We start from the raw sequence: 11,567 nt of genomic DNA, 5'->3' as shown, positions 1-11,567 counted from the left end.
ACGGCCCGGTTCTCCGTGGTGTTGATCCGCTCACCGCGGAACATGGCGTCCCGCAACCCGAACACGTCCGTCGCCACGGCCAGTTCCCGCAGCAGGGCGAGCGTCTCGTCCGTGATCAGGTGCTTGGAGTAGTCGATGCGCAGGTCACCGACGCGCACGACATAGCGCTCCGCGCGCCCCGGGTCCGCAGCGAACAGCTCGCGCAGGCTCGGCTGCGGCAGGGCGTCGGTGCGGTGCTCCGCCAGGGCGGTCCACTCGGGCCGCGCGGTGAGCCGGGGGGTGCCGGCGGGGGAGTCAGACATGGGCAGGGGTCTCCTCGGTTGCCTCGCCGTTCAGGGCGATGGCGTACATCTCGTCCGCGTCGAGGCGCCGCAGCTCCTCGGCGATGAGTTCGGAGGTGGCACGGACCTTCAGGGCGAGGGTCCGGGACGGCTGGCCGGGCAGCGTCAGTGTGGCCAGCGGTCCTTCGGGGCGGTCGATCACGATCTCGCCGTTCCCGGTACCCAGGCGGACGGCCGTGACGACCGGTCCGGCGGTGACCACGCGGTCGACCCGGACGTGCAGCCGGGCCTCCAGCCACCGCGCCAGCAGTTCGGCGGCCGGGTTCTCGGCCTCGGCCTCCACGGCCGCCGAGGTCACCTTCTCCCGGGCCTGGTCGAGCGCCGCGGCGAGCATCGACCGCCAGGGCGTCAGCCGGGTCCAGGCGAGGTCGGTGTCGCCGGGCGCGTAGGCGCGCACCCGGCTCTCCAGGACCTCCAGGGGGTTGCCGACGGCGTACAGGTCGGTGATGCGCCGCTGGGCGAGCGCTCCGAGCGGGTCCTTGGAGGGCACCTCGGGGGCGTCCATGGGCCACCACACGACCACGGGCGCGTCCGGCAGCAGCAGCGGCAGGACGACCGAGTCGGCGTGCTCGGACACCTCGCCGTAGGTCCGCAGGATCACCGTCTCGCCGGTACCGGCGTCGGCGCCCACCCGGACCTCGGCGTCCAGCCGGGAGGACTGGCGGTCGCGCGGGGTGCGGGCGTGCCGCTTGATGACGACCAGCGTGCGCGAGGGGTGCTCGTGCGAGGCCTCCTCGGCCGCCTTGATCGCGTCGTAGGCGTTCTCCTCGTCCGTGACGATCACCATCGTCAGGACCATGCCCACGGCGGGCGTGCCGATGGCGCGGCGGCCCTGCACCAGCGCCTTGTTGATCTTGCTTGCCGTGGTGTCGGTCAGGTCGATCTTCATGGCCTGCGCCAGCTCCGTCCGTCTCGTGCGAGCATCTCGTCGGCTTCCTCGGGTCCCCAGCTGCCCGAGGCGTACTGCGCGGGCCGGCCGTGCGTGGCCCAGTACTGCTCGATCGGGTCGAGGATCTTCCAGGACTCTTCCACTTCCTGGTGACGGGGGAACAGGTTGGCGTCGCCCAGGAGGACGTCCAGGATCAGCCGTTCGTACGCCTCGGGGCTCGATTCGGTGAACGACTCGCCGTAGGCGAAGTCCATGGTCACGTCGCGGATCTCCATGGACGTGCCCGGCACCTTGGAGCCGAAGCGGACCGTCATGCCCTCGTCCGGCTGGACGCGGATGACGATCGCGTTCGAACCGAGCTCCTCGGTGGCCGTGGAGTCGAAGGGGGAGTGCGGGGCCCGTTGGAAGACGACCGCGATCTCCGTCACCCGGCGGCCCAGCCGCTTGCCGGTGCGCAGGTAGAACGGCACCCCGGCCCAGCGGCGGTTGTCCACCTGGAGCTTGATCGCCGCGTAGGTGTCGGTCGTGGAGGCGGGGTCGATGCCGTCCTCCTCCAGGTAGCCGCGCACCTTCGCACCGCCCTGCCAGGCCGCCGCGTACTGCCCGCGCACGGTGTTCGCCCCCAGGTCCTGCGGCAGCCGCACGGCCTTGAGGACCTTCAGCTTCTCGGTGAGCAGCGACGGGGCGTCGAACGCGGCCGGCTCCTCCATCGCGGTGAGCGCCATCAGCTGGAGCAGGTGGTTCTGGATGACGTCGCGGGCGGCGCCGATGCCGTCGTAGTAACCCGCCCGGCCGCCGATGCCGATGTCCTCGGCCATGGTGATCTGCACGTGGTCCACGAAGGACCGGTTCCAGATCGGCTCGAACATCGTGTTGGCGAAACGCAGCGCCAGCAGGTTCTGGACGGTCTCCTTGCCCAGGTAGTGGTCGATCCGGAAGACCTGCTCCGGGTCGAACACCTCGTGCACGACGCGGTTGAGCTCCTGCGCCGACTCCAGGTCGTGGCCGAACGGCTTCTCGATGACCGCGCGGCGCCAGGACCCCTCCGGCGCGTCGGCCAGCTTGTGCTTCTTCAGCTGCTCGACGACCTTGGGGAAGAACTTCGGCGGCACCGAGAGGTAGAACGCGTAGTTGCCGCTGGTGCCCCGGGAGGAGTCCAGCTCCTCCACGGCGGAGCGCAGCTGCTCGAACGCCGAGTCGTCGTCGAAGTCGCCCGGGATGAACCGCATGCCCTCGGCGAGCTGCTGCCAGACCTCCTCGCGGAACGGGGTGCGCGCGTGCTCCTTGACCGCGTCGTGCACGACCTGCGCGAAGTCCTGGTCCTCCCAGTCCCGGCGGGCGAAACCCACCAGCGAGAAGCCCGGCGGCAGCAGGCCGCGGTTGGCCAGGTCGTACACGGCCGGCATCAGCTTCTTGCGGGACAGGTCGCCCGTGACACCGAAGATGACCAGCCCCGAGGGGCCCGCGATCCGGGGCAGGCGGCGGTCCTGCGGGTCGCGCAGGGGGTTGTCGAAGGGGGCGTCGGCGCGCCGGGCCGGCGGGGCGGCCCGTTCCTCGCCGCCCACTCCCGTGGGCTCGACCCCCGCCGCCTCCTGGGCGGCCAGGGCCTCCTTCTCCTCCTTGGTCCCCTTGGTCTCCTGCTCGGCCGTCCGGTGGATGTCCTCGCTCATCCGGCGTCAACTCCCTCGTCGTTCAAGGACTTGGTGACCGCGTCCAGCAGCTCCTGCCAGGCCACCTCGAACTTGGCCACTCCCTCGTCCTCCAGTTGCCGCACCACCTCGTCGTATGCGATGCCGAGCCGTTCGACGGCCGCCAGGTCCTCGCGGGCCCGGTCGTAACCGCCGGTGACGGTGTCGCCCCGGACGTCGCCGTGGTCGGCGACGGCGTTCAGCGTGGCCTCCGGCATGGTGTTGACCGTGCCGGGGGCGACCAGCCCGTCCACGTACAGGGTGTCCTTGTAGGCGGGGTCCTTCACACCGGTGGAGGCCCAAAGGGGGCGCTGCCGGTTGGCTCCGGCGCGCTGAAGGCTCTGCCAGCGCTCCCCGTCGAAGGTCTGTTCGTATGCCGCGTAGGCGAGCCGGGCGTTGGCCAGAGCCGCCCGGCCCCGCAGGGCGAGGGCCTCGTCCGTGCCCAGCAGCGTCAGCCGCTTGTCGATCTCGGCGTCGACGCGCGAGACGAAGAAGGACGCGACCGAGTGGACGGCCGACAGGTCGATCCCGGCCGCCCGCGCCCGCTCCAGCCCCGCGAGGTAGGCGTCCATGACCTCGCGGTGCCGCTCCAGGGAGAAGATCAGCGTCACGTTGACACTGATACCCGCTCCGACCACTTCTGTGATCGCGGGCAGGCCGGCCCGTGTCGCCGGAATCTTGATCATCACGTTGGGGCGGTCCACCAGCCAGGCCAGCTGCCGGGCCTCGGCCACGGTGGCCGCCGTGTCGTGGGCCAGCCGGGGGTCCACCTCGATGGAGACCCGGCCGTCCCGCCCGCCGGTGGCGTCGTACACCGGCCGCAGGACGTCGGCGGCGGCCCGGACGTCGGCGGTCGTCAGCATCCGGACGGCCTCGTCCACGCCCACGCCCCGCACCGCCAGGTCGGCGAGCTGCTCCTCGTAGCCCGCGCCGGAGCCGATGGCGGCCCAGAAGATCGAGGGGTTGGTGGTGACGCCGACGACGTTCCGCCGCGCCACCAGACCGGCGAGGTCGCCGGACTCGATCCGCCGGCGCGACAGGTCGTCGAGCCAGATCGACACGCCCGCGTCGGACAGGCGCTGCAGGGCTCCCGCGGGTGCGGTCGCTTCGGTCACAGTGATCATCTTCTTTCGTGCGAACGGATCAGCCGCGGGCGGCGGCGAGGGAGTCGCGCGCGGCGGCGACGACGTTTTCGGGCGTGAAGCCGTACTCGGCGAACAGGGTCCTGGCGTCGGCGGAGGCGCCGAAGTGCTCCAGCGAGACGATGCGGCCGGCGTCGCCCACGAACCGGTGCCAGGTCAGGCCGATCCCGGCTTCCACGGCGACCCGGGCCGTCACCGACGGCGGCAGCACGCTCTCCCGGTAGGCGCGCGGCTGCTCCTCGAACCACTCCACGCACGGCATCGACACCACCCGCGTGGGCACACCGGCCGCCTGGAGCTGTTCGCGCGCCTCGACGGCGAGCTGCACCTCCGAGCCGGTGGCGATGAGGATCACCTGGGGCGTGCCGCCCTCCGCCTCGAACCTCACGTAGCCGCCGCGCGCCACGTCCGGGTCCGGCTCGTAGGTCGGTACGCCCTGCCGGGTCAGGGTCAGGCCGTGCGGCGCCGGCGCGGTGCCGTGGCGGCGCAGGATCTCGGCCCAGGCGAGGGCGGTCTCGTTGGCGTCGGCCGGGCGGACGACGTTCAGGCCGGGGATCGCGCGCAGCGACGCGAGGTGCTCGACCGGCTGGTGCGTCGGGCCGTCCTCGCCCAGGCCGATGGAGTCGTGCGTCCACACGTACGTCACCGGCAGCTGCATCAGCGCCGACATGCGTACGGCGTTGCGCATGTAGTCGGAGAACACCAGGAAGGTGCCGCCGTAGATGCGGGTGTTGCCGTGCAGCGCGATGCCGTTCATCTCCGCGGCCATGGAGAACTCGCGGATGCCGAAGTGGATCGTGCGGCCGTACGGGTCCGCCTCCGGCAGCGGGTTGCCCGCCGGGAGGAAGGAGCTGGTCCTGTCGATGGTGGTGTTGTTGGAGCCGGCCAGGTCGGCCGAGCCGCCCCACAGCTCGGGGACGACCTCGCCGAGCGCCTGGAGCACCGTGCCGGACGCGGCACGCGTGGCGACGGCCTTGCCGGGCTCGAACACCGGCAGGGCGTCCTCCCAGCCCTCGGGCAGCTCGCCCTTGCTCACCCGGTCGAACGTGACGGCCCGCTCCGGGTGGTCGGCGCGCCAGGCGGCGAGCCGCTTGTCCCAGTTCGCATGGGCCTGCGCGCCCCGGTCCAGCGCCCCGCGGGTGTGGGCCAGCACCTCGTCGGCGACCTCGAAGGAACGCTCCGGGTCGAACCCGAGGAGTCGCTTGGTAGCGGCGACCTCGTCCTCGCCCAGCGCCGAGCCGTGGGAGGCCTCGGTGTTGCGGGCGTTCGGGGCGGGCCAGGCGATGACGGTGCGCATCGCGATGATCGAGGGGCGTCCGGTCTCCGCCTGCGCCGCCTTCAGGGCGGCGTACAGCGCGGGTACGTCGATGTCGCCGTCCTCCCGCGGCACGACGCGCTGCACGTGCCAGCCGTAGGCCTCGTAGCGCTTCAGCACGTCCTCGGAGAAGGCGGTCGCGGTGTCGCCCTCGATGGAGATGTGGTTGTCGTCGTAGAGGAAGACCAGGTTGCCCAGCCTCTGGTGGCCGGCGAGGGAGGAGGCCTCCGCGGATACGCCCTCCTGGAGGTCGCCGTCGGAGACGATCGCCCAGACGGTGTGGTCGAAGGGCGACTCCCCCTCGGGCGCGTCCGGGTCGAACAGGCCGCGCTCGTAACGGGCGGCCATCGCCATGCCGACGGCGTTCGCGACGCCCTGGCCGAGCGGGCCGGTGGTGGTCTCCACGCCCGCGGTGTGCCCGTACTCCGGGTGGCCGGGGGTCCTGGAGCCCTGGGTACGGAAGGCCTTGAGGTCGTCCAGCTCCAGCTCGTAGCCCGCGAGATACAGCTGCGTGTACAGGGTCAGCGAGGTGTGGCCGGGGGAGAGGACGAAGCGGTCACGGCCCGCCCACTCGGGGTCGGCCGGGTCGTGCCGCATCACCTTCTGAAAGATCGTGTAGGCGGCCGGGGCCAGGCTCATCGCGGTGCCCGGGTGGCCGTTGCCGACCCGCTGCACGGCATCCGCCGCCAGCAGACGGGCGGTGTCGACGGCACGCCGGTCGAGTTCGGTCCATTCGAAGCTGTCCGCTGTCTGCGTGCTCATCTTCAAGAAGTCCTCTGGGGGAGCGGAGGTTCTGCTCTGACGTGTTCAAAACTAAAAGTCTGACTTTTTCGAGGGAAGGTCGCGGTGTGTCAGCCTGTGGTGAAAGTGGGACACCGGGCGGCGGCACGTCGTGCGGACGGGCGGCACGAGGCGGACATGGCAGACAGAACCCCCCAAGGCGGCGACGGGATCGCGACGTTCCCCTTCCCGGTCGAGCTGAGCGTCGGCGGCGTCGGCGTGCAGGTCGCGCCGATGGGCGACGCGTGGGCCACCGGTGTTCCGCTGGACCGCGTGCACCGCATCGACTTCCACGTCGTCCTGCTGTTCGGCGCGGGCCCGGTACGGCACATGGTCGACTTCACCGAGTACGAGGCCGGCGCCGGGGACCTGCTGTGGATCCGCCCCGGGCAGGTCCACCGCTTCTCGCCCGGCAGCGAGTACCGCGGAACGGCACTGACCATGCAACCCGGCTTCCTGCCGCGCTCCACCGTCGAGGCCACGGGCCTGTACCGCTACGACCTGCCGCCGCTGCTGCACCCCGACCCGGCGCAACTCGCCGGTCTGCGGGCCGCCCTGGACCAGCTGCGACGCGAGTACGAGGACACCGCCACGCTGCCGCTCAGCCTGCACACCGCCGTGCTGCGCCACAGCCTGACGGCGTTCCTGCTGCGGCTCGCGCACCTCGCGGCCAGTTCGGCCGAGGCGCCGCGGCAGCGCTCCGACTCCACGTTCACCCTGTTCCGGGACGCCGTCGAGCGGGACTTCGCCTCCAACCACAGCGTCAGCGCCTACGCCGACGCGCTCGGTTACTCCCGCCGCACCCTGGTGCGCGCGGTCCGGGCCGCCACCGGCGAGACCCCCAAGTCGTTCATCGACAAACGCGTCGTCCTGGAGGCCAAGCGGCTCCTCGCCCACACCGACCTGCCCATCGGCCGGATCGGCGCGGCGGTCGGCTTCCCCGACGCGGCGAACTTCTCCAAGTTCTTCCACCAGCACACCGACCGCACCCCGGCGGCGTTCCGTGCGGAACTGCGCTGAGGACGGCGCACCGCGCCCCCGCCCACGTGAAGAAGGGGTCCGCGCAGGTGAAAAGGGGCCCCACGCGCGCGTGGAGCCCCTGGCCGGGTCCGGTCAGCGGGCGAAGGTGAACCAGTTGACGTTCACGAAGTCCGCGGGCTGACCGCTGGTGAAGGTCAGATACACGTCGTGCGTGCCCGTCACGCCGCCGATGTTCGCGGGGATCGTCCGCCACGACTGCCAGCCGCCCGTGCTGCCCACCGCGAAACTCCCGACGGGCGCGTTGCTGCGGCTGTCCAGCCGCACCTCGACCAGTCCGCTGACGCCGCTCGCCGCGCCGCTCGCGACCCGGGCGCTGAACTGCCGGGCCGCCGTGGAGCCGAAGTCGACGCCCCTGAACTGCACCCAGTCCCCGCTCGCGATCGCGCCGATGTTCCGGCCGCCGCCGGAGTCCGAGGTGGTCTCGGTGATGACGCCGGACTGGCCGTCGAAGGACTCGGCCTGGATGGTGCCGTAGGCGTCGCGGTTGCCGGTCGGCGGGGGCGTGGTGCCCCCGCCGGACGACAGCACCTGGACGTAGTCGACGACCATGGCGTGCCCGGGCTGCGTGCCGCCGTCGGGGCCGCCGCCGAACGCGTCCGGGAAACCGCCGCCCATCGCCACGTTGAGGATGATGAAGTAACCGTGGTCCGTGGCGTTGCGCCAGGTCGTCGCGTCGACCTGGTCGGCGCGCACCGTGTGGAACCTGGCGCCGTCCAGGAAGAAGCGGATCTCCTCCACGCTCGTCGAGCGGTCCCACTCCATCCGGTAGGTGTGGAAACCGGCCTGACAGGTCGTGCCCTGGCACGTGGTCGAACCGCCGATCCCGCTCGTCTCGTTGCAGGGGCCGCCGGGCGAGGTGCCGCAGTGCATCGTGGCGAACACCGTGTTCATGCCCTGGGTGTTCTCCATGATGTCCAGCTCGCCGACGGCCGGCCAGTTCCAGTAGTTGCCGCGGTAGGGAGCGCCCAGCATCCAGAACGCCGGCCAGTAGCCCTTCGCGGCGGCCCCGGTGACGTTGGGCACCTGGATGCGCGACTCCACGCGCAGTGTGCCGCCGGCGGGGGGCCGGAAGTCGGTGCGCCTGGTCTCGATGCGGCCGGAGGTCCAGTTGCCGGAGGCGTCCCGGCGGGGCGTGATGCGCAGGTTGCCGTTGCCGTCGAGGGAGACGTTGTCGGTGCTGCTCGTCATCGTCTCGATCTCGCCGGTGCCCCAGTTGGCGGGGCCGCCCGGATAGCCCTTGCCGGTGGCGTACTGCCAGGCGCCGGTGTCGACGCCGCTGCCTGCGGGGCCGTTGAAGTCGTCCGCGAACACCTGGGTCCAGCCGGACGGGGGAGGCGGGGCGGAGGCGCTCGCGGAGGGCGCGCCGACACCGGCGGCGGCCGCCGCGAGTCCGAGGGCGCCCGCCACGGCGACGAGCGCGCGCCGCAGGCGCCGGGGTCTGGGGGAGGTGCCGGAGGTTTCGCTCATGGGGGGCCTCTCGGTACGGGGAGGGGGAGAACGCTTGGGGAGGAGGGCTGAGAGCGCTCTCAAAGTGCCGCCAATGTGCTCTCTGGTGCGCCGGTCGTCAAGAGGTGAAGCCATGGAAACGTGGAACGGGTGGGCGGGCTGGACGGGATCAAAAGGTGCGAGTGAGGGGGGAGTTGGGCGTCTGGGCCTACTGGTGCCCGGCGGGACGCCGTCGCCCGGCGTACCCTGCGGGTCATTCGGCCGGGGGACCGGTCGGCGGCCCGTCCGGGCTCCCCGCGCTCGACCGCCTCGGGCCGGGAGACCACTTCCGCACGTACCGACCCGCCGCGTCGTCGACGATCAGGCACACGAGGACGCCGATCACCAGCGTCCACTGCGGCAGCCCTGCCCAGGCGGCGCCGAGGCCCATGGCCCCCGCGAGCGCAGCCATGAACAGCAGTCGCAGCCCGTGCCGCTGCCAGGGGTGTGCGGCCGGCCGTCGCGCCCACCTCCGGGCCCGGTCCGCTCCTGCCATCACCGGTTCCTCCCCCCCGTCACGAGTGCCGTCGGGCGGCCCCGCCTCGTTCGACAGCCGGCGAGCCGGGACGGTTGCCCCACCGGCCTGGACTCCGGGACGCCGGGGCCCGCCCCGCGGCGGCGGTCCGCCGGCCCGGGGCCGGGGAAGCCACCCCCTCCATCCGGCTGAGGGAGGAAGCCGACGCTGTTGAAGCGGGCTCGCCGGGGAACCCGGGGTGGACGACTGACCGACCGGTCCAGGCAGCAGGAGGTTTCCGTGGCCGTTCGCCATCACCTGATCCGAGTCCCGCCGAGTGCGGTGTGGGAGGTCCTCGCCGACGGCAACCGTTACGCGGAATGGGTGGTGGGCACCTCCGAGTCCCACCCCGTGCGCGGGCACTGGCCGCACGAGGACGCGGCCATCGCCTACCAGGTCCGGCTCGGACCGGTGCAGCTGGACAACGAGACGGTGGTCCGCGTCTGCGAGGAGGGCAGCCGGCTGGAGCTGGAGGCCAAGGCCGGTGTCCTCGGCACCGCGCGCATCGCCATCGAACTACGGCCGTGGGGCGAGAACTGCCTGGTCATCGTCGACGAACACCCCCTGCGCGGCGCGGGCGGCCGGCTGCACAACGTGGGCTTCGAGGCCCTGATCCAGCTGCGCCACCGCGCCATGCTGGCCCGGCTGGCCCGGCTGTGCGAGGGCACGGACGAGGAGGAGGACGACGCGTACGAGACCCGGCGTCCGCTCGGCCAGGTCACCGCGGCCGACGGGGCGGGCGGAGCCGGCCGTGCCTGATGCCGTGGTGATCGGCGCGGGCCCCAACGGCCTGGTCGCGGCGAACGTCCTGGCGGACGCCGGGTGGAGCGTCGAGGTCCTGGAGGAGCAGCCCGAACCCGGCGGCGCGGTGCGCCACGACCGGGGCGTGCACGCCGACTACGTCAATGACATGTTCAGCTCCTTCTACCCGCTCGCCGCGGCCTCGCCCGTCGTGGCGGGGCTGCGCCTGGAGGAGCACGGCCTGCGGTGGAGCCATGCGCCCAGCGTGGTCGCCCATCCGCTCTCCGACGGCCGCTGCGCGCTGCTGGACCGCGACCCCGGGACCACCGCCGCGTCCCTCGAAGCCTTCGCGCCGGGCGACGGCGAGGCCTGGCAGCGGCTGCACGACGTCTGGGAGGGCCTGCGCGGCGACATCGTGGACGCCCTGTTCACGCCGTTCCCGCCGGTGCGCGCCGCGGCGCGGCTCGGCCTGCGGCTGCGCGCGGCGGGCGGGCTGCGCCTGGCCCGCTCCCTGGTGCTGCCGGTGCGCCGGCTCGGCGAGGAGGAGTTCCGCGGCGAGGGAGGCCGGCTGCTCCTCGCCGGCAACGCGCTGCACGCCGACCTCGCCCCCGAGTCGGCGGGCAGCGGCGGCTTCGGCTGGCTGATGGCCATGCTGGGCCAGACCTACGGCTTTCCCGTCCCCGCCGGCGGCTCCGGCGCGCTCACCGCGGCCCTGGTGCGGCGTCTGGAGAGCCGGGGCGGGCGGGTGCGGTGCGGACAGCGCGTCGAGCGGGTCGTCGTCGGCGGCGGCCGGGCGCTGGGCGTGCGCACGGCGGGCGGTGACGCCGTGCGGGCCCGGCGCGCCGTGCTGGCGGACGTGTCGGTGCCCGCCCTGTTCGGCGAACTCGTCGAAGCCGAGCACCTGCCCGCGCAACTGCTGCGGGACCTGCGGAACTTCCAGTGGGACTTCGCCACCTTCAAGGTCGACTGGGCCCTGGACGGCCCCGTGCCCTGGCAGGCCGGGCAGGCGTCCCGGGCCGGGACCGTGCACCTCGCCGACGGCATGGACGAGCTGACCCGTTTCGCCGCGCAGATCGCCATGCGGCAGGTCCCGGACCGCCCGTTCCTGATCTTCGGGCAGATGACCACCTCCGACGCCTCCCGTTCCCCGCGCGGCACCGAATCGGCCTGGGCCTACACCCACCTCCCGCACGACGTCCGCGCCGACGCCGCCGACGAGGGCATCTCCGGCAGCTGGGACGCCAAGGAGCAGGAGCTCATGGCGGACCGCATGGAGCGCCAGGTGGAGCGCTTCGCACCCGGCTTCCGCGCGCTCGTCCGCGGCCGCCGCATCCTGGCGCCCCCCACCCTCCAGGCGCTCGACGCCAACCTGGCCGGCGGTGCCATCAACGGCGGCACGACCGCCATGCACCAGCAGCTCTTCTTCCGCCCCCTGCCGGGCACCGGCCGCCCGGAGACCCCCGTGCCGGGCCTGTACCTCGCCTCCTCCGGGGCCCACCCGGGCGGCGGGGTGCACGGCGCGCCCGGCGCCAACGCCGCCCGGGCCGCGCTGCGCCGCCACCGCGCGCCGGGGATGGCGGGCGTGCAGCGGCTCCTGGCCCACCGCGACCGCACCGGAAGCCGGCGCTGAG

9 protein-coding genes and 1 pseudogene are annotated in these 11,567 nt (G+C 72.9%); 3 read left to right on the top strand and 7 right to left on the bottom strand.

What is annotated here, in order from left to right; translation table 11 throughout:
- The 5 genes and pseudogenes from ACH4C6_RS09370 to tkt form a co-directional block, all read right to left on the bottom strand.
- Window positions 1–302, bottom strand: a pseudogene (locus ACH4C6_RS09370) (glucose-6-phosphate isomerase); the annotation flags it as partial.
- Window positions 295–1,230, bottom strand: a complete 936-nt coding sequence (gene opcA / locus ACH4C6_RS09365; protein WP_398107910.1) for a glucose-6-phosphate dehydrogenase assembly protein OpcA — start codon at window positions 1,228–1,230, stop codon at window positions 295–297. The gene opcA and the pseudogene ACH4C6_RS09370, both read right to left, overlap by 8 nt.
- Window positions 1,227–2,900, bottom strand: coding sequence for a glucose-6-phosphate dehydrogenase (gene zwf / locus ACH4C6_RS09360; RefSeq protein WP_398107909.1), 1,674 nt, complete (start codon window positions 2,898–2,900; stop codon window positions 1,227–1,229). Before zwf ends, opcA begins: the two co-directional genes overlap by 4 nt.
- On the bottom strand, window positions 2,897–4,042 hold the full coding sequence (tal, locus tag ACH4C6_RS09355) for a transaldolase (protein WP_398107908.1): 1,146 nt from the start codon (window positions 4,040–4,042) through the stop codon (window positions 2,897–2,899). The genes zwf and tal overlap by 4 nt, the downstream gene beginning before the upstream one ends.
- A gap of 19 nt (window positions 4,043–4,061) precedes the next feature.
- Window positions 4,062–6,137, bottom strand: a complete 2,076-nt coding sequence (tkt, locus tag ACH4C6_RS09350) for a transketolase (protein WP_398107907.1) — start codon at window positions 6,135–6,137, stop codon at window positions 4,062–4,064.
- A 156-nt stretch (window positions 6,138–6,293) separates the two neighbouring features.
- On the opposite strand from tkt, the gene ACH4C6_RS09345 reads away from it, so the two are divergent.
- On the top strand, window positions 6,294–7,175 hold the full coding sequence (locus tag ACH4C6_RS09345) for a helix-turn-helix domain-containing protein (protein WP_398107906.1): 882 nt from the start codon (window positions 6,294–6,296) through the stop codon (window positions 7,173–7,175).
- Between the two features lie 93 nt (window positions 7,176–7,268).
- On the opposite strand, the gene ACH4C6_RS09340 is transcribed toward ACH4C6_RS09345, so the two are convergent.
- Both ACH4C6_RS09340 and ACH4C6_RS09335 read right to left on the bottom strand, forming a co-directional pair.
- Entirely contained in the window at window positions 7,269–8,663 is a 1,395-nt protein-coding gene (locus ACH4C6_RS09340; protein ID WP_398107905.1) for a glycoside hydrolase family 16 protein, read from the bottom strand.
- A gap of 232 nt (window positions 8,664–8,895) precedes the next feature.
- Complete coding sequence (locus ACH4C6_RS09335) at window positions 8,896–9,177, bottom strand: hypothetical protein (RefSeq protein WP_398107904.1); 282 nt, start codon at window positions 9,175–9,177, stop codon at window positions 8,896–8,898.
- 258 nt (window positions 9,178–9,435) lie between these two features.
- On the opposite strand from ACH4C6_RS09335, the gene ACH4C6_RS09330 reads away from it, so the two are divergent.
- Both ACH4C6_RS09330 and ACH4C6_RS09325 read left to right on the top strand, forming a co-directional pair.
- Window positions 9,436–9,954: an SRPBCC family protein gene (locus tag ACH4C6_RS09330; protein ID WP_398107903.1), complete on the top strand. Its 519-nt coding sequence runs from the start codon at window positions 9,436–9,438 to the stop codon at window positions 9,952–9,954.
- Complete coding sequence (locus ACH4C6_RS09325) at window positions 9,947–11,566, top strand: phytoene desaturase family protein (protein ID WP_398107902.1); 1,620 nt, start codon at window positions 9,947–9,949, stop codon at window positions 11,564–11,566. Before ACH4C6_RS09330 ends, ACH4C6_RS09325 begins: the two co-directional genes overlap by 8 nt.
- Window position 11,567: the final 1 nt, after the last annotated feature.

Origin of the sequence: Streptomyces sp. NPDC017943, from assembly GCF_044328425.1 — a bacterium.
Lineage (GTDB): Bacteria > Actinomycetota > Actinomycetes > Streptomycetales > Streptomycetaceae > Streptomyces > Streptomyces djakartensis_A.
This window is presented reverse-complemented; position numbering and strand designations above follow the sequence as displayed.

Coding starts and splice junctions, on each gene's coding strand:
- opcA (WP_398107910.1), bottom strand. CDS start 1,230: ATGAAGATCGACCTGACCGACACCACGGCAAGCAAGATCAACAAGGCG.
- ACH4C6_RS09335 (WP_398107904.1), bottom strand. CDS start 9,177: ATGGCAGGAGCGGACCGGGCCCGGAGGTGGGCGCGACGGCCGGCCGCA.
- tkt (WP_398107907.1), bottom strand. CDS start 6,137: ATGAGCACGCAGACAGCGGACAGCTTCGAATGGACCGAACTCGACCGG.
- zwf (WP_398107909.1), bottom strand. CDS start 2,900: ATGAGCGAGGACATCCACCGGACGGCCGAGCAGGAGACCAAGGGGACC.
- ACH4C6_RS09345 (WP_398107906.1), top strand. CDS start 6,294: ATGGCAGACAGAACCCCCCAAGGCGGCGACGGGATCGCGACGTTCCCC.
- ACH4C6_RS09340 (WP_398107905.1), bottom strand. CDS start 8,663: ATGAGCGAAACCTCCGGCACCTCCCCCAGACCCCGGCGCCTGCGGCGC.
- tal (WP_398107908.1), bottom strand. CDS start 4,042: ATGATCACTGTGACCGAAGCGACCGCACCCGCGGGAGCCCTGCAGCGC.